Below are 17,686 nucleotides of genomic sequence, written 5' to 3' on the forward strand. Positions count from 1 at the left end.
ACCTCTCCTCACCACTGTAACGGTCCAACCACACAGCGCGACCGGTGTGACGGAGAGTTGGTAAGGACATTGCTTGCCGTCCACCCCCTGTTTCCTGCTGCACGTGCATCTTCCCGTGACTCGTCTTCAAGGAAGAAAAGAAGAAAGGAGGAGGTAGGAGACCCCTGTTTCCTGCTGCACGTGCACTTGCAGAGCCTTCTGAGCGAGGTGACGATGAGCAGATGAGCCTTTCGTCGTACGCGTCCGGGGTGTCCGAGGTTCCGTTGCTGGGTGAAACGATCGGGGCCAACCTGAGACGGACGATCAGCGAGTACGGCGATCGCGAGGCCCTGGTGGAGGTCCAGACCGGAAGGCGCTGGACGTACGACGAGTTCGGCGCGGAGGTCGAACTCGTCGCCCGCGGCCTGATGGCGCGGGGGATCGCGAAGGGCGACCGGGTCGGCATCTGGGCGCCGAACCAGGCGGAGTGGACGATCACGCAGTACGCGACCGCGTTGATGGGCGCGATCCTGGTGAACATCAACCCGGCGTACCGGACCCACGAACTGTCCTATGCCTTGAACCAGTCCGGCGTCCGGTTGCTTGTCTCCGCGACCGAGTTCAAGACCAGCAACTATCGCGACATGGTCGAGGAGGTCCGGCCGAAATGCCCCGCGCTCGAGGAGACGATCTACCTCGGCACCGGCGACTGGGACGCCCTCCGCGACGATGCAAGCCGGATACCGGTGCAGGACCTGCACGCCCGCGAAGCCGAGCTGTCCTTCGACGATCCGATCAACATCCAGTACACCAGCGGCACGACGGGATTCCCTAAGGGCGCGACGCTCAGCCACCACAACATCCTCAACAACGGCTTCTTCGTCACCGAGACGATCGCGTTCACCGCCGACGACCGGCTGTGCATCCCGGTGCCCTTCTATCACTGCTTCGGCATGGTGATGGGCAATCTCGGCTGCACCACTCATGGCGCCTGCATGGTGATCCCGGGCCCGGCGTTCGATCCGGCGGCGACCCTGAAGGCGGTGCAGGACGAGCGCTGCACGGGGCTGTACGGCGTACCGACGATGTTCATCGCGGAGCTCGGTCTGCCGGACTTCGCGGAGTACGACCTGAGCAGCCTGCGTACGGGCGTGATGGCCGGATCGCCGTGCCCCGTCGAGGTGATGAAGCGTTGCGTCGCCGACATGCACATGGGCGAGGTCGCGATCTGCTACGGGATGACCGAGACGTCCCCGGTGTCCACGCAGACCAGGCGCGACGACGACCTCGACCGTCGTACGTCGACAGTCGGCCGCGTGATGCCGCACGTCGAGGTGAAGCTCGTCGACCCGGCCACCGGTCTCGTCGTACCGCGGAACGAGCCGGGGGAGCTGTGCACCCGCGGGTACTCCGTGATGCTCGGCTACTGGGACGAGCCGGAGAAGACCGCGGAGGCGATCGACCAGGCCCGCTGGATGCACACGGGCGATCTCGCGACGATGCGCGAGGACGGGTACGTGAACATCGTCGGCCGGATCAAGGACATGGTCATCCGCGGCGGCGAGAACGTTTATCCACGGGAGATCGAGGAGTTCCTGTACACCCATCCGTCGATCGCCGACGTCCAGGTGATCGGCGTGCCGGACGAGCGGTACGGCGAGGAGCTCTGCGCGTGGATCAAGCTCAAGCCGGGCGCCGATCCGCTCGATGCCGAAGCGGTCAAGGCGTTCGCGACCGGCAAGCTCGCACACTTCAAGATCCCGAAGTACGTGCTGCTCGTCGACGACTTCCCGATGACCGTCACGGGCAAGATTCGCAAGGTCGAGATGCGCGAGCGCTCCGTCGATATCCTCGGACTGACGTGACCAGGCTGCTGGCGCCGAAGGCCGCGCCGAGCAGGCAGACAGCGCTCCAGCCGGCGCGTTCGTAGAGCGCGGTCGACGCGATCGCGCCCAGTCCGCTGCCCAACGAGTAGAACACCATGTAGCCGCCGATCAACCGGCTCCCGAGCTCCGGCCGATAGATCATGCTCTGATTGGTGACGTGGATGGCCTGTACGGCGAGATCGAGCAGGATCGCCCCGATCGCCAACCCCACCAAGGATCCGGATGCGATCACCGCCCAACTCGTTGCCAAGAGCACCGAAGCGGCAATAGTGACGGGCCGGCCGCGACCACGGTCGGCCAATCGGCCGGCCGGACCTGCGGCGAGTGCGCCGGCCGCACCGATCAGCCCGAAAGCGCCGATCTCCGTGTGCGACAACGAATGCGAGGTCAGCGGCAGCGCGATCGAGCTCCACAGCGTGCTGAACGACCCGAAGATGAAGAACGCCCGCAGAGCGCTTTCGCGGAACAGCGGCTCCCGGCCGAGGCTGACGGTCGAGCGGAGTAGCGCGCCATAGGTCAGCTGCGTCTGGAGTTGTGGTGTCGCGCGAGCCAGACAGCACGCGATTGCGAGACAAGCGACGCAAGCCATCAGATAGACCGCTCGCCATCCCACGAGATCGGTGACGATTCCGGAGACCGTGCGGGCGAGCAGGATGCCCAGCACGATCCCGCTGGTGATCGTGCCGACCGTTCGCCCGCGATCGGCCGGCGCGCTCAGCGCAGCGCCGTACGCGACCAGGGACTGGGTGACGACGGCGAGGGCGCCTACCGCGGCGAGGCCGGCCAGCAGCATCGCGGCGTTCTGGGCGATCCCGGTCAGCAGCAGGGCGGTTGCCAGCAGCAAGAACTGCAGGCGGATCAGCCGGCGGCGGTCGAGCAGGTCGCCGAGCGGGACCAGGAAGAACAGGCCCGCGGCGTACCCGAGTTGGGTGACGGTGACAAACAGCCCGACGCTGCCCGGCGCGATCTCGAGATCAGCGCCGATCGTGACCAGGAGCGGCTGCGCGGCGTAGACCGTCGAGACCGCGACCCCGGCCGCGACGGCGAGGAACACGCGCTGCCTTGGTTGCATGTTGCTACCGTAGAGAAGTTGGTAGCATGTTGCAACCAGGAGGTGAGCGATGGTCAAGCGGACCCGGTTCGACGAGGAGAGTTGCCCGGTCGCGCGCTCGGTGGACGCGGTCGGCGACTGGTGGTCGCTGCTGATCGTGCGGGACGCGTTCGACGGCAGCCGGCGGTTCGGCGAGTTCCAGCGCAGCCTCGGCGTGGCGAAGAACATCCTCAGCGCCCGCCTGCGCGCGCTGGTCGAGAACGGCATCCTCGAACAGGTGCCGAGCGGATACGAACTGACCGCCAAGGGCGAGGCGCTGTTCCCGGTGATCGTTGCCCTTCGCCAGTGGGGCGAGGCGTTCGCCTTCGCTCCCGGCGAGCCCCACTCACAACTCCTCGACCGCCGCGACCAGCGGCCATTGAAGCCGCTGGAGGTCCACGCGGCCGACGGTCGCCTCCTCGCCCCGGCCGACACCGAGGTCCACAAAGTCACCTGACGCGGTTACCCACCCGAAACACTGGCCGCCGATCTGGAAACGTGAGTTTGTTCCGGGGGCAACAGCGCGGCAATCGGGCGGTCCTTCACTGGAACACATCCAGGACCGACCGAGACCCCGGGAGCCGGCATGCAACTCACCGACGGTGCGCACCATTCCGTCGTCGTGATCGGCGGCGGCCAGGCGGGCCTCGCGACCAGTTGGCAGCTGTCCAGGCATGGCGTGGATCACCTTGTCCTGGAGGCCGATCGCGTCGGCAGCGAGTGGCGGAACCGCCGTTGGGACTCGTTCTGCCTGGTCACCCCGAACTGGCAATGCCGCCTGCCGGGCTTTCCGTACGACGGTCCCGACCCGGACGGCTTCATGGTCCGCGACGAGATCGTCGGCTACCTGGAGAACTACCGCCAGGCGTTCGATGTCCCGATCGTCGAGGGTGTCCGCGCGACCCGGCTCGACGCCGGGTTCCGCATCGTCACCACGGCCGGGACGATCACGGCCGGGCAAGTAGTGGTCGCGACCGGTCCGTACCAGTCGCCGAGGATCCCGCGGCTGGCAGAACGGCTCTCGGTGACACAGCTGCATTCCTCGCAGTACAAGCGTCCTGAGCAACTCCCCGAGGGCGATGTCGTCGTGGTCGGCACCGGGCAGTCCGGCTGCCAGATCGCCGAGGACCTGCATCTGGCCGGGCGGACCGTGCACCTGGCCACTGGCAGCGCGCCGCGGGTGGCGCGGTTCTACCGCGGCCTCGACGTGGTCACCTGGCTGGACCGGATGGGCTACTACCGCAAGGGGATCGAGGAATTCGACGACGCGGATGCCGTCCGGCTGCGAGCGAACCATTACGTCACCGGTCGCGACGGCGGCCGCGACATCGACCTGCGGAAGTTCGCGCTGGAAGGGATGCGGCTCTACGGCCGGCTGATCGACGCGGACGGCGACACGCTGCGCTTCGCGGACGACCTCGAGCGGAACCTCGACCACGCCGACGCCGTGTCCGAAGGGATCAAGGACTCGATCGACGCTTTCATCGCCGCCGAGCGGATCGATGCTCCCGATGAGGCGCGGTACGAACCGGTCTGGCGGCCGGCCGCCGTTCCGGAATCCCTGTCCCTGCAGGGAATCGCGGCAGTCATCTGGAGCACCGGGTTCCGCCGGGACGACGGATGGATCCGGGTGCCGGTCTTCGACGGCCAGGGCTATCCGACCCACCGGCGCGGGGTAACGAACGTCCCCGGCCTGTACTTCATCGGTCTGCCCTGGCAGCACACGTGGGGCTCGGGCCGCTTCGGCGGCGTCGCGGACGACGCGCAGTACGTCGCCGAACGGATCGTCGAGCGGCGGGCCGGCGTGCACTGGATCGCGGGCCTGCATCGGACGGTGGCGTGAGATGGACGTCTGCGATGCCCACCGCCATCTCGGCGTACTCCCGGCCTATCCCTTCTACGGCGGCCCTCCGGTCAACCCCGACATCACCGCGCGCGCGACGATCGACGAGCTGATCGCCGACCTCGACGCCGAGCGGACGGACCGGGCGCTGGTGATTCCCAACTACGGCGTACCGGATGTCGCCGTCTCGTTCGGGTTCAATGAGCTCGTGGTCGAAGCGGCCACGCGGGACGACCGGATCCGCGCCGGCCTCTGGGTCTCACCCCGGCCGCAGGACGCGGAGCTCACCGCGAAGGCGCTCACGCTGGCCGCGGAGCCCGGCGTCCGGGTGCTCAAGCTCAGCTTCCTGCTCGGTGGTCATCCGGCCGACGAGGCCGTCAGGCCACAACTCGACGAGATCTTCAGGACCGCACGGGACAACCGCCTCGTCGTCCACGTGCACACCTCTCCCGGCGCCGCGTCCGACATCGACCACATCGGTCACCTGGTCGAGACGTACGCCGACGACGTACCGCTGCATCTGGTCCACTTCGGCGGCGGGATGAGCGGTCACATCAAGCTGATCGGCTCGCGGTTCTTCGACTGGATCGAAGCCGGCAAGCAGATCTACACCGACCTGTCCTGGGCGATCGGCTTCGCCCCGGGCTGGCTGGCCGCCGAGATCGAGCGCCGCGGCGTCGGACACGACCGGGTGCTGTTCGCCAGCGACCAGCCGTGGGGCGACCACGCCGGCGAGCTCGCCCGGATGCGCGCCGCGATGGGCGACGGCGAACTCGCCGGCCACGTGTTCCACCGCACCTTCTCCCACCTGTACGACTGATCAAGGAGCAACGACATGCCCGAAACCGCCGAACTGACCGAGCTCGAGACCAAGAGCCTGGAGGAGATCCCGCACCCGTCGCTGCCGCAGGGCTCCAGCATCTACGGCGGCACCAAGGTGTTCCCGGACTACCAGGCCGAGGACGGCGAGACCTACTTCACCCTGGTGCACGGCATCGCGCACGAGTCCTCGGTGAGCTTCGTCGCGATCCTGCAGGCGACCCGGGCACAGCGGAAGGGGTTCGAGTCCGCGATCTACTTCTACGGTCCGGGTTCGCTGAACTGCCTGGCCACCCGCGGTTTCCCGACCACCGGCAACTCGGCCTTCCCCGGCGAGCACAACATCAACGAGTCGCTGAAGACGTTCATCGCCGAGGGCGGCAAGGTGTACTGCTGCCGGTTCGGCCTGTCGCTGCACGGCGCCCGCGAGGAAGACCTGATCGAGGGCGTCATCCCGACGCACCCGCTGGACGTACAGGACGCGCTGATCCACTACGCCCGCAAGGGCGCCATCATCAACTCGACCTACATGTTCTGAGGCGGTCCGCAATGAGTGTTGGCACCGAGGAAGCCTTGGCCGTCCGGGCCGAGATGGCCGTGTACGGCGTGCAGGTGGACGCACCCGTCCGTCGCAGCAAGGGCGCCGGGCCGAGCGACGACGGGCACCTGGTCGTCGACGGTGCCAACGCCACCCTCCCTATCGTTGCCGATAGCCCCTATCAGGTGCGTGACGGCGCGGTGTTCCGCAACGGGCTGGATCTCGGGCTGTCGGTCGAGCCCGTCCGCCGGCCGCGGTTCTACGACCTGACCACGGCCGACGGCGTCCCATACCGTCAGATCGCCTTGCTGCACGGCAAGGACGTGCTCGCGACCACAGTCGTCCAGACCTGCATCCGGTACGACGAGTCGACCCGCTGCCGGTTCTGCTCGATCGAGGAGTCGCTGCGCGCCGGTGCGACGATTGCCGCGAAGACGCCGGCGCAGTTGGCAGAGGTCGCCGAGGCTGCGGTCCGGCTCGACGGTGTCAAGCAGATGGTGATGACGACGGGTACGACGACCGGCCGGGACCGGGGCGCGCGGAATCTGGTCCGGTCGGTGAAGGCCGTGCTGGCCGCCGTACCGGGGCTGCCGATCCAGGTGCAGATCGAGCCGCCCGGCGAGCTGTCCGTGCTGACCGAGTTGCGCGACGCGGGGGCGACGTCGATCGGGATTCACATCGAGTCGCTCGACGACGCCGTACGACGGAAGTGGATGCCCGGGAAGTCGACCGTCAGCCTGGCCGAATACGAGACGGCGTGGGACGAGGCTGTCCGGGTGTTCGGGCGCAACCGCGTGTCGACGTACCTGCTGATCGGCATGGGGGAGGACCCCGACGAGCTGGTCGCCGGTGCGGGGCGGTTGATCGAGCGCGGAGTCTACCCGTTCGTCGTACCGCTGCGACCGATGCTCGGGACGCTCGCCCGGGCCGATGGGGTGACAGCGCCGGATCCCGCCGTGGTTCGTGACGTGACGGCCCGGGTTGCCGCGCTGCTCGCGGACGCGGACATGCGCGGCGCGGACCAAGGCGCCGGCTGCGCTGCGTGCGGTGCGTGCAGCCTGTTGTCGGCGGCCGGTTCATGAGTACGACGGTGGTGCAGACCGCCGGCGTGATGCGGGCGGCCGACGTCCGCGCGCTGCTGGGCGACCCGCCGCCGGCGTTCCTCATCGAGGAAGCTGATGCCGCCGCCCGGCAGGCATATCACCGGCTGAGGTATGCCACGTTCGTCGAGCAACAGGGGCTGTTCGAGCGGACCGACCTCGACGAGCGCGACGAGGACCCGCGCACGGTGGTCCTAGTGGCCCGCGATGTCGAGGGAGAGGTGATCGGTGGCGTGCGGCTCGGCCCGGCTGCCGCCGGACCGGACATCGGCTGGTGGCAGGGCGGCCGCCTGGTCGTCGCCCCAGCCCGCGGCGGCTCTGTCACCACGAGGGTGGCGGGTGCCGGCGCTGCGTTGGTCCGGGCGGCTTGTGCCCGGGCCGAGGCAGCCGGCGCCCTACGGTTCGACGCGACTGTGCAGCTCGGGACCCAGAGGTTCTTCGAGCGGCTTGGCTGGGAGACCGTCAGGCCGGTGACGGTTGCCCAGAGCCCGCATGTGTTGATGCGGTGGCCGATCGGGCGGATCGCCCGGCTCGCCGCGGCGACCAAGAGTGCGCTCGGCCCTTTGCTGCAAGGGATCGGGCCCGCCGGGTACGTCGGCGACGACGGCGCGCCGGTGCCGGGCAGCGACCTCGTCGCGGCGTGTGACGCGATCCTGCCGGCGATGGTCGAGCGGGACCCGGAGTGGGCCGGCTGGTGTTCGGTCCTGGTGAACGTGAACGATCTCGCCGCGATGGGCGCCGTACCGGTCGGTCTGCTGGATGCGCTCGGCGCCCGGGACGCGGCCGCCGCGGAGCGCGTTCTGCAGGGGCTGAAACGAGCGTCGACGGCCTTCGGCGTACCGATTCTCGGCGGGCACACGCAGTTGGGCGTACCAGCGGCTCTGAGCGTGACCGCGTTCGGGCGGACGGCTCAGCCGGTGGCCGGTGGCGGCGGACGTCCGGGCGACCGGGTCTGGTTGACGGCCGACCTCGGCGGCGGTTGGCGACCCGGGTACGCCGGCAGGCAATGGGATTCGACCAGTCATCGCGCGCCGGACGAACTGCACACGATGGTGACTGCGGTAGGCCGGGCGCGGCCGCCAGCAGCCAAGGACGTGTCGATGGCCGGAGTGGTCGGCACGCTGGGGATGCTCGCCGAGGCCTCCGGCTGCGCGGCGGTCCTGGACGTTGCCGCCGTACCGAAGCCGGAGACAGCATCGATGGGGGACTGGCTCACCTGCTTCCCAGGTTTCGCGATGCTCACCACCGGTCCACTCGATGCGGGGCCGGCGACCAGCGCCAGCTGCGGTGAGCTGACCACAGGACAGGGCGTCGTACTGCGCTGGCCGGACGGCGATGTCACCCAGGCGCTGGCCGCCGGAGTAACCGGGATGGGAGCAGCATGATGCTCAGAATGGCGGCAGTGGCCGCAAACTTCGACCGCGACCTCGAAGCCGACTTCGCGCAGGTGGAGCGATTGATCGACCAGGCCCGTGCCGCCGGCGTGAAACTGCTCGCGCTACCCGAAGGCGCCCTCGGCGGATACCTGCTCAGCCTCGACGGTACGGCGGAACCCCCGCCTGCGTTCACCGTCGACAGCCCCGAGATCCGCCGGCTCGCCGGGTTGGCCGGCGACCTGGTCGTCACCGCGGGGTACGCCGAGGCGGTGGACGGACTGATCTACAACAGCGCGGTCTGCGTCACCGGTGACGGCGTACTCGGACATCACCGCAAGGTGCACCAGCCGTTGCACGAGGACGCGCATTTCGCGGCCGGGGACCGGTTCGAGGCATTCGACACACCGGTCGGGCGACTCGGTCTGATGATCTGTTACGACAAGGCGTTTCCGGAGGCGGCACGGACGCTCGCCCTGGACGGTGCGCAGATCATTGTCTGCGTCTCGGCCTGGCCGGGTGCGCGGACGAACCCGGACCCGGACCTCGCGAAGGACCGGTGGAAGCGGCGGTTCGACCTGTTCGACCGGGCCAGAGCACTGGAGAACCAGGTGGTCTGGGTCTCGGCCAACCAGTCCGGCACCTTCGGCTCGCTGCGGTTCGTGGCGAGCGCCAAGGTGGTCGACCCCGGTGGCGAGGTCCTGGCGGACACCGGGGTGACCGAGGGGATGGCGATCGCCGAGCTGGACGTCGAGCAGGCGCTGGAATTGGCCCGCCGGTCGATGGGACATCTTCGGGACCGGCGGCCGGAGGCGTACGAGCTGGCATGGGTCTGAAGATCGGTGCGGTCGCGGCGGGGTTCACCCGGGATCTGGAATTCGATCTGTCCCGGGTCGAGGCGCTGATCCGGCACGGCCGACGCGAGGAGGTCGAGTTGCTCGTGCTGCCGGACGCGGTGCTCGGCGGGTACCTCAACGACCTCAGCAATCCCGCGCTCGACGATCTCCCGCCCGCACTCACCCTCGACGATCCGCTGATCTCCAAGGTGATCGCGATGGCCGGCGAGATGGTGGTCTGCTTCGGCTTCTGCGAGGCGGACGGCCCGGACCGCTACAACACCGCGCTGTGCGTCACCGGTGACGGCGTCCTCGGCAGGCATCGCAAGGTGCACCAGCCGCCGGGCGAACGCACGATCTATGCCGCAGGCAACAAGTTCGCCGGGTTCGACACCCCGGTCGGCCGGATCGGGATGATGATCGACTACGACAAGACATTCCCGGAGGCGGCCCGGGCGCTCGCCGTGGACGGCGCCGACGTGATCGCCTGCCTGTGCGCGTGGCCGACCAGCATCACGAACCGCGCGGCGCGGATGAACGAGGACCGCCAGTCCCGGCTGTTCGACCTCTACGACCGGTCCAGGGCGGCCGAAAACCAGGTCGTGCTGGTCTCGTCCAACCTGACCGGATCGATCGGCGGCCTGCGGTTCCTCGGCCAGTCCAAGGTGGTCGGCCCGGGTGGCGACATCGTCGCCCGCACCTGGTCGAAGGCCGGGATCGCGATCGCGGAGGTCGACGTACGCGCCGAGATCGAGACCGCCCGCCGGGTGCTGCACCATCTCGGCGAACGCCGACCGGAGGTCTACTGATGCGGATCGCGCTGCTGAGCTATTCCACCAAACCGCGTGGCGGCGTCGTGCACACGCTCTATCTGGCCGAAGCGCTGGCAGCGGCCGGAGCCGACGTGACCGTCTGGTCGCTCGCCCGCGGTGGCGACGAGGGCTTCTTCCGGCCGGTCGACCCCCGCGTGCGGTTGTCGCTGATCCCGTTCCCTGACGTGCCCGGTGAAGGTGTCGGCGCGCGCATCCTCCGGTCGATCGCCGTACTGCGTGATGCGTTCGACGGAACGCAGTACGACGTCGTGCACGCGCAGGACTGCATCAGCGCCAACGCTGCCGGCCGCTGTGTCCGGACCGTGCATCACCTCGACCACTTCACCACCCCCGAGCTGGCGGCCTGTCACGAACGCGCGATCGTCGATCCGTACGCGCACATCTGCGTGTCCGCGGCGGTCGCCGGCGAGCTGCTCGACGGTTGGGGGCTCAAGGCAACAGTCATCCCGAACGGCGTCGACGCCGACCGCTTCGCGGCGGCCGCGTCGGATGACCCGGCCGCTGCGGCCCGGCGAGACGAATGGCGCCGGCAGTTGGGCCGGTATGTACTGACCGTTGGCGGTATCGAGCCGCGCAAGGGCTCACTCGAGCTGCTCGAGGCCTACGCCCGGCTGACTTCGGCGTCCGTCGCCGGGTTCGATCGCCAGAAGCTGCGGTTGGTGATCGCCGGCGGTGAGACGCTCTTCGACTACCGCTCGTACCGTGCTGCTTGGGACGAACGCGCCGCCGAGCTTGGTGTCGCACCAGTCGTACTCGGCCCCGTCGACGACGCCAACCTGCCGGCTCTGGTGGCGGGTGCCGAGGCCTTCGCTTTCCCTTCGATCAAGGAGGGTTTCGGACTCGCGCCGCTGGAGGCGCTCGCCGCCGGCGTCCCGCTCGTCGTCTCCGATCTCCCGGTCTTCCGCGGGATCTTCGGCGACGCCGCGACCTACGCGACCGGCCCGGCCGCTCTCGCGAACGCCCTGCGCGACGCGTTGACGGACCACAGCCGCGCCGATCTCGGCCGCAAGGTCGCCGCCACCTACACCTGGACGGCAGCCGCCGAGGCACACCTGGAGTTCTACGGCTCCTTGAGGTGATCGCCGGACTTGAGGTGGTCGGCGAAAGCCTTCAAGGCAGGAGTGTCCTCGCCGCGGCGCCAGACCAGGCCGAGCGCCGACTCGGGTATGCCGGTCAGCGGGATGCTGACGATTCCGTCCCAGTGCTGGTTGCGCTCGGCGGTGGGGCGGCACACGAGCATTCCACCGCGACCTGCGGCGATGAGCGAGAGGCCTTCCTGCAGGGTCCGGACATCCGGACCGCGGTGGATCAGCGCACCGGCGGGCGTCTGGGTCGGTGCCTGGGCCTGCCGCCAGTAACCGGGCGCGGGCCCGGCGATCGAGATCAGGGTCTCGTCGGCCAGCTCCTCGGCATCGATGGACGACCGGGCGGCGAGCCGGTGGCTCGAACCGACCGTCAGGGTCTGCTGCTGCCGGGAGAAGACCGGGCCCAGGACGAGGTCGTCCTCGGCCACCGGCAGCATGACGACGGCGGCGTCGACGGCACCCCGGCGAACCGCGCCGAAGGGGTCGTTGAGCGGCAGTTCACAGACGTCGATCAGACAGTCGGGGTGATGGGACTGGAACTCCGAGACCGCGCCGAGAACCGTGTCGTTGGCGGCACCCTGGAAGCCGATCCGGAGCTTGCCTTTCACGTTGGCGGCGTACTCGAGGGCGTCGGCAACGACCCGCTCCAAGGCCGCGTACGCCGGGCGCAGGGAGGTCAGGAACTCCTTGCCGAGCGGCGTCAGCGCGACCCGGCGGCTCGTACGCTCGAACAGCGGGCCGCCGATGCGGCGCTCCAGTGACTGGAGCAGTTGGCTGACCCGGCTCTGCGAGAGGTACAGACGTTCCGCCGTACGGCCGAAATGGAGCTCGTCCGCGAGCACCAGGAAGCACTCCAGTTCGCGGATCTCGACGGCCATGATTCCACCTTCATCGATTAGCTCAGCTAATACAAGCATGACTACATCGCCGTTGTTCCAGGTGGCCGTGCGGCCGCTCACTGGAGGTATGACGACGATCTGCGCGGACGAGGTGGAGACCCGGGGCTGGGCGGCATCCATCGCTATGGCGGCGACGGTGTTCACGGTCGTGACCGCCGAAATGCTCCCGGTCGGTCTGCTGACTCCGATGGCAACCACCTTGCACATCACCGAAGGAACCGCCGGGCTCAGCCTGACTGTCACCGGCGTGGTCTCCGCCCTCGCAGCCCCCGTCCTCCCGCTCGTGCTGGGGACGCTGGACCGCCGGACAGTTCTGGGCGGGCTGATGGTGCTGCTCGCTTTCGCGGCATTCGTGGCCGCACTCGCGCCGGTCTACTGGGTCTTCATCGCGGCGCGAGTCCTGATGGGCATTTCCATCGGCGGTGTCTGGCTACTGACGATCGGCCTCGCGCGTCGCGTCGTACCCGAGCATGCCGCCGGCCCGGCGACCTCGCTCATCTTCAGCGGCATCGGAATCGCTTCTGTGCTTGGCATCCCGGCCGGTGCGTACGTCGGTGAACTTGCCGGCTGGCGCTGGGCCTTCGCAGGCGTCGGGCTGCTGTCCCTGGCGCTGGCCGGCGCGCTGAGCTACCACCTTCCGTCCCTCGCACCCGAGAAGGCTGTGCGCTGGATCGACGTACGAGAAGTCCTGCACATCAAGGATGTTCGCGTCGGTCTGGTCCTCGTCGCGTTGATCGTGACCGGCCACTTCGCGGCATACACCTATGTCCGCCCGCTCCTCGAGCCGCACACCGGCCCGGCACTGATCGGCTCATTGCTGCTCGCGTACGGCGTGGCCGGTGTCATCGGCAACTTCCTCGCCGGCGCCCTCCACCCGCCCCGTGCCCTCGCCGTCATCACCTCCGGCATAGCGCTCGCCACGCTCGCGATGCCCGTCCTCGGCACAACCGTCGCCGGATCCCTTGCTCTGCTGGTGATCTGGGGCCTCGCGTACGGCGGAACGAGCGTCAGCACCCAAGCATGGGGACACGCCGCAGCGCCCGATGCCCCGGAATCTTCGTCCGCCGTCCTGGTGGGCGTCTACAACGGATCGATTGCCCTCGGCGCCTTCACCGGCGGCCAGATCGCCGACCACCTCGGTACGACGACGGTCACCTGGCTTCCCGCAGTACTGGCGACTGCGGCGCTGGTTGTTCTCCTAGCGAACCGCCGCGAGCGCGGCTGAGTCCTCGGCGCCGAAGTCGTCCTCGAGTTTCTCGGGGGAGTAGTCGAGGTCGATCCCGGCCACGTCCGCGCCGACGGCGGACTCGATCGCGCTGAGTCGACGCGTGGCGCGGTCGCCGGCGTACGTCATCAAGGCGGTTGGGTTGATCTCCGGTGGGAGCGCGGCGGTGTTGTCCATCGCCCACTGGATCTGCGTCAGCGCGTGGGGAAGGAGCTCCTCCATCGTGTCGGTGACGACCTTCCAGTTCCCCTCGTCCGCGGCGACGTGCCGACGGCAGGTGAACGTGCCCCACGCCATGTGCCGGCGCTCGTCGTCGCCGATCCGGCGGATCAGCTCCTGCATGCCGGGCAGGACGCCGCGCGCCGTACAGAGCAGGTTCCACGCGTGGTAGCCGGTGAGGGCCAGAGTGCCTTCCACCACGTGGTTGTAGGTGACGGACGCGCGGACCTGGTTGGCCGGTGACGGATCGTCGGCCAGCGACTTCAGCGCCACGGGCAGGGCCTCGTAGAAGATCGCGCGGTACCCCGGATTGTTCTCGACGTAGTGGTGCAGGTCCTCGGTGACGCCGACAGCGTCCAGCCAGAGCCGGAAGACCGCGGTGTGCTTGGCCTCCTCGAAGCAGAACTGGGTCAGATACATCTCGTCGCCGAACCGGCCCTCGGCAGCCATCGCCTGCAGGAACGGCTGCAGGTCCTCGGTCACCGCCTCCTCGCCTGCGATGAACTGCGAGCAGAGCATCAACGCGTTGTCCTTGTCGTCCGCGCTCAGCTCCTGCCAGTCCTTCGCGTCCTGGCTGAAGTCGATGTCACGCGGGTTCCAGAACTTGCGGTTGCCCTTGTCGAACAGGCGCAACGGCAGCGCGTCCCAGTTGAGTCCGCCGGCCTTCAGCGTGGTGAAGCCTTGCCTGTGCAGCTCGTTCATACGTGCGACCTCCTGGACTCGGCGAGACCACGCTTTTCGGTGAGGAAGGGTGAGAGGACGCGAGCCAGCTGATCGGCCACCGCAGCCGGGGGAGGGCCCGGCGTGACGATGTGGCTGATGACGACGCGCAAGGCGACGTCCACGCAGCTGGTCGCGTCCTCTGCGGGAACCTCCGGCCAGTGCTCCCTGACATGGGCACCGAGCCGGAGGTGGGCCAGTTCAAGTACCTGCTGCCCCCGTGTGGTCAGCAGTTGACTGGCCTGGTCGGATCCCGGCTGGCTCAGCGCTGCCTTGATCAGCGGGTTCTCGCCGGCCAGGATGAGCGCCCGCTCGACCGCGGCCCGGAGGCCGTCGATCGGGTCGGGCTGCTCGGCGATCGCCGTGTTGACATCCACCAGGAACCGTTCGGTCTCGCGGGCCGCGACCGCTTCCAGCAGGCCCCACTTGTCCCCGAACTCGTTGTAGACGGTCTGCCGCGAGACCCCGGTACGGCGAGCCACCTCGGCCATCCGGAGTCCGTCGTACCCGCCGGCAACGACCGCCTCTTGGGCCGCGTCGAGCAGCTCGTCACGCAGCCGGCGTTTGGTCCGATCGGCGAACGAGGTCATGGGGACGAGGGTTTACAAAAGTGCTCCCGATGTCAAGTACTCGGACAGAGCGTCCTCAATTGTCAAGTGACGAGTAGTGGGACGCGTCACCCGTTCGAGGCGTACTACGGACGCCGTCGACGCTCACCGGGACGTCGCCGGCCAGCGTGATCCGGTGCAGCCGGCGCGGCTGGTCGTCGTAGTCGGCGACGCCGAAGTGCTGGGTTGCGCGGTTGTCCCAGATCGCCAGGTCACCCGGCTGCCACTGCCAGCGGACGGTGTTGTCGAGGTGGGTCACCCGGTTCTGCAAGAGCTGGAACAAGGCGGTCGTCTCCGCGCTGGTCAGCCCGACGAACCGCCGGACGAAGTGGCCGAGCACGAGTGAACGCTCGCCGGTCTCCGGGTGGACGCGAACCACCGGATGTTCGGTCTCGAAGCGCTTGGACTCGAACTGCTTGTGGTGCTCCTCGAACTTCACATCGACGCCGCCGATCCGCCCCTCGTCGGCGTGGCCCGCGTAGTCGTACACGTTGCTGTGCACGGCCCACAGCCGGTCGACCAGGGCTTGCAGCGCCTGCGGCAGCTTCGCGTACGCCGCAACGGTGTTCGCCCACGAGGTCGCACCGCCGTACGCGGGCAGGGTGACGGCGCGCAGCAGGCTGATCGCGGGGATCCGGTCGACGAACGTGACATCGGTGTGCCAGCTGTTCGCCTTGCTGTAATCGGAATCGATCGGCAGCACGTTCGCCGCGCCGTCGAGGCTCTTCGACGTCGGATGCGCGAGCGTCGGCGTACCGAGAAGCCGGGCGAAGGCGAGCTGGCCAGCGTCGTCGAGGTGGTGCTGCTCACGGAAGAAGATCACCTTGTGGTCGAGCAGCGCCTGCCGGATCGCGGCCACCGTCTCCGGTGCCAGGTCACCGCCGAGCGCGACGTTGCCGATCACGGCGCCGAGCGCGCCGCCGGCCTTCGTGACGGTGATCTGCGGTGCTTGGAGTTGCGTGGTCATGGTTGCTCCCTCACGGTCGGTTATCATCCATAATCCGACTGAATTAGTAGACTTATCGGCCGTTTCGGGATGCGAGACCACTCGGCCGGCCGGAGCACGTAGGGTTGGGGACGTGTCAACCGCCGAGATCCAGCCCGCCCCGACCGCCGCCGATGTGCCGGAGCTCGTGGTCGGATTCGACCTGGACATGACGCTGATCGACTCCCGGCCGGGGATCCAGGCCGTCTGGGATCTGCTTGCCGCCGAGACCGGGGTGGCCATCGACACCGACCTGGTGGTGAGCCGGCTCGGGCCGCCGCTGACCTGGGAGATGGCCAACTGGTTCCCGCCGGAGCAGGTCGACGCGATGGTCGCGCGGTACCGCGAGCACTACCCGTCGCACGCGATCACGGGCAGCCTGCCGCTGCCGGGCGTCGCGGAGTCTCTCGCCGCGATCCGGGCGTTGGGCGGGCGGACGATGGTCGTCTCCGCGAAGTACACCCCGTCGGTCCGGCTGCACCTCGAGCACCTCGGACTGGACGTCGACGAGCCGGTCGGCGATCTGCACGGCGCCGAGAAGGGTACGGCGCTGCGCGAGCACGAGGCGACGATCTACGTCGGCGATCACACCGCCGACATCGACGGCGCACACGCCGCGGGTGCCCTGGCGGTATCGGTCGCGACCGGTCCGTTCAGCGCGGACGAGCTGCGGGCGTACGGCGCCGACGTCGTACTCAATGACCTCACGGAGTTCCCGGCCTGGCTCGACGAGTACGTGCTCGAGCAGCGGCTGGAAGCGTTGATGAAGCGGCTTTCGTCGTACGACAAGATGGTCGTCGCGTTCAGCGGTGGCGCCGACTCGGCGTTCCTGCTCGCGGCCGCCGCCCGCGCGATCGGGCCGGCCAACGTGGTCGCGGCGACCGCGATCTCGCCCTCACTCCCGGCGGCGGAGCTCGAGCCGGCGGCGCGGTTCGCCGACACCATCGGCGTCCGGCACGTCACCCCGCACACGCACGAGATGGAGCGCGAGGGGTACCAGGCCAACTCGGGCGCCCGGTGCTACTTCTGCAAGGCCGAGCTGATCGAGACGCTGCAGCCGATCGCGGACGAGTTCGGTATCACCGCGATCGCCACCGGGACGAACGCCGACGACGCGATCGCCGGCTTCCGGCCGGGTATCCGCGCCGCGTTCGAGCGCGGCGCGCTGACGCCCCTGCGGGACGCGCGGTTGACCAAGGAGCAGATCCGGACAGCGTCGCGCAGTTGGGGGCTCGAGACCTCGGACAAGCCGGCCGCGGCGTGTCTGTCGAGCCGGATCGCGTACGGGATCCGGATCACGCCCAACCTGCTCGCGCGGGTCGACCGCGCCGAGCTGACGGTCCGCGCGCGGCTTGCGTCGTACGACGTGCAGAACGTGCGGGTGCGTGATCTCGGTGAGAGTGCCTCGATCGAGATCGACGCCGCGCTCCTCGATCGGGTCGACCACCAGGAGCTGGTGGATGCGGTCATGGCCGAAGGGTTCGCGGCGGCCCAGGTGGACCCGCGCGGATTCCGGTCCGGGTCGATGAACGAGCGGCTCGCGGATCCCGAAAAGTATCGGGCTTTGTGAGGTGCGGGAAGACTGCCGGATCAGGTAGTTTCCCGGAGGCGCCGTTGCGCCGAGTCACGTAGGCTGGGTTTCCTGACC

The 17,686-nt window shown here is 68.7% G+C and carries 17 protein-coding genes; 12 read left to right on the forward strand and 5 right to left on the reverse strand.

The features are described 5' to 3' along the window. Window positions 1-221 precede the first annotated feature (221 nt). Complete coding sequence (locus tag EV653_RS29460) at window positions 222-1,844, forward strand: AMP-binding protein (RefSeq protein ID WP_134107515.1); 1,623 nt, start codon at window positions 222-224, stop codon at window positions 1,842-1,844. On the opposite strand, the gene EV653_RS29465 is transcribed toward EV653_RS29460, so the two are convergent. Beyond that, on the reverse strand, window positions 1,780-2,937 hold the full coding sequence (locus EV653_RS29465) for an MFS transporter (protein ID WP_134107517.1): 1,158 nt from the start codon (window positions 2,935-2,937) through the stop codon (window positions 1,780-1,782). The two genes, EV653_RS29460 and EV653_RS29465, sit on opposite strands and share 65 nt — an antisense overlap. Before the next feature lie 49 nt (window positions 2,938-2,986). On the opposite strand from EV653_RS29465, the gene EV653_RS29470 reads away from it, so the two are divergent. From EV653_RS29470 to EV653_RS29510, 9 genes are all read left to right on the forward strand, one after another. After that, the gene (locus EV653_RS29470; RefSeq protein ID WP_134107519.1) at window positions 2,987-3,412 is read left to right on the forward strand and encodes a winged helix-turn-helix transcriptional regulator; all 426 of its coding nucleotides are present in this window, start codon (window positions 2,987-2,989) and stop codon (window positions 3,410-3,412) included. Between the two features lie 129 nt (window positions 3,413-3,541). After that, window positions 3,542-4,798 carry an MSMEG_0569 family flavin-dependent oxidoreductase gene (locus tag EV653_RS29475; RefSeq protein WP_134107521.1) on the forward strand — a complete coding sequence of 419 codons (1,257 nt, stop codon included), beginning with the start codon at window positions 3,542-3,544 and terminating at the stop codon, window positions 4,796-4,798. A gap of 1 nt (window position 4,799) precedes the next feature. Beyond that, window positions 4,800-5,618: an amidohydrolase family protein gene (locus tag EV653_RS29480; protein WP_134107523.1), complete on the forward strand. Its 819-nt coding sequence runs from the start codon at window positions 4,800-4,802 to the stop codon at window positions 5,616-5,618. Between the two features lie 15 nt (window positions 5,619-5,633). Continuing rightward, window positions 5,634-6,155, forward strand: coding sequence for an MSMEG_0572/Sll0783 family nitrogen starvation response protein (locus EV653_RS29485; protein WP_131286158.1), 522 nt, complete (start codon window positions 5,634-5,636; stop codon window positions 6,153-6,155). Window positions 6,156-6,166: 11 nt separating this feature from the next. Further along, complete coding sequence (locus EV653_RS29490) at window positions 6,167-7,237, forward strand: MSMEG_0568 family radical SAM protein (protein ID WP_134107525.1); 1,071 nt, start codon at window positions 6,167-6,169, stop codon at window positions 7,235-7,237. Then, window positions 7,207-8,640 (forward strand): MSMEG_0567/sll0787 family protein, encoded by a 1,434-nt coding sequence (locus EV653_RS29495; RefSeq protein ID WP_238160522.1) that lies wholly within the window; start codon window positions 7,207-7,209, stop codon window positions 8,638-8,640. The genes EV653_RS29490 and EV653_RS29495 overlap by 31 nt, the downstream gene beginning before the upstream one ends. Before the next feature lie 8 nt (window positions 8,641-8,648). Continuing rightward, window positions 8,649-9,464 (forward strand): carbon-nitrogen hydrolase family protein, encoded by an 816-nt coding sequence (locus EV653_RS29500; protein WP_134107527.1) that lies wholly within the window; start codon window positions 8,649-8,651, stop codon window positions 9,462-9,464. Then, window positions 9,455-10,273, forward strand: a complete 819-nt coding sequence (locus EV653_RS29505) for a carbon-nitrogen hydrolase family protein (protein WP_134107529.1) — start codon at window positions 9,455-9,457, stop codon at window positions 10,271-10,273. Before EV653_RS29500 ends, EV653_RS29505 begins: the two co-directional genes overlap by 10 nt. Further along, a complete protein-coding gene (locus EV653_RS29510; RefSeq protein ID WP_134107530.1) occupies window positions 10,273-11,376 on the forward strand; it encodes an MSMEG_0565 family glycosyltransferase in 1,104 nt (367 codons plus the stop codon). Before EV653_RS29505 ends, EV653_RS29510 begins: the two co-directional genes overlap by 1 nt. Here the strand turns inward: EV653_RS29510 and EV653_RS29515 are convergent. Further along, a complete protein-coding gene (locus EV653_RS29515; protein ID WP_202871887.1) occupies window positions 11,358-12,260 on the reverse strand; it encodes a LysR family transcriptional regulator in 903 nt (300 codons plus the stop codon). The genes EV653_RS29510 and EV653_RS29515 overlap by 19 nt on opposite strands. A 37-nt stretch (window positions 12,261-12,297) precedes the next feature. Here EV653_RS29515 and EV653_RS29520 point away from each other — a divergent pair, with 37 nt between their 5' ends. After that, window positions 12,298-13,506, forward strand: coding sequence for an MFS transporter (locus EV653_RS29520; RefSeq protein WP_238160523.1), 1,209 nt, complete (start codon window positions 12,298-12,300; stop codon window positions 13,504-13,506). On the opposite strand, the gene EV653_RS29525 is transcribed toward EV653_RS29520, so the two are convergent. Genes EV653_RS29525 through EV653_RS29535 form a run of 3 tightly spaced genes read right to left on the reverse strand, consistent with a single transcriptional unit; the run spans window position 13,480 to window position 16,020 of the window. Further along, entirely contained in the window at window positions 13,480-14,427 is a 948-nt protein-coding gene (locus EV653_RS29525) for a R2-like ligand-binding oxidase (protein ID WP_134107533.1), read from the reverse strand. The genes EV653_RS29520 and EV653_RS29525 overlap by 27 nt on opposite strands. After that, window positions 14,424-15,035, reverse strand: coding sequence for a TetR family transcriptional regulator (locus EV653_RS29530; protein ID WP_134107535.1), 612 nt, complete (start codon window positions 15,033-15,035; stop codon window positions 14,424-14,426). Before EV653_RS29530 ends, EV653_RS29525 begins: the two co-directional genes overlap by 4 nt. A gap of 55 nt (window positions 15,036-15,090) precedes the next feature. Beyond that, window positions 15,091-16,020: a TauD/TfdA dioxygenase family protein gene (locus EV653_RS29535; RefSeq protein WP_134107537.1), complete on the reverse strand. Its 930-nt coding sequence runs from the start codon at window positions 16,018-16,020 to the stop codon at window positions 15,091-15,093. A gap of 112 nt (window positions 16,021-16,132) precedes the next feature. Here EV653_RS29535 and larE point away from each other — a divergent pair, with 112 nt between their 5' ends. Next, entirely contained in the window at window positions 16,133-17,608 is a 1,476-nt protein-coding gene (larE, locus tag EV653_RS29540) for an ATP-dependent sacrificial sulfur transferase LarE (RefSeq protein ID WP_134107539.1), read from the forward strand. The last annotated feature ends 78 nt before the right edge of the window (window positions 17,609-17,686 follow it).

The sequence above is a fragment of the Kribbella pratensis genome, assembly GCF_004365355.1.
In the GTDB taxonomy this organism is placed as follows: Bacteria; Actinomycetota; Actinomycetes; order Propionibacteriales; family Kribbellaceae; genus Kribbella.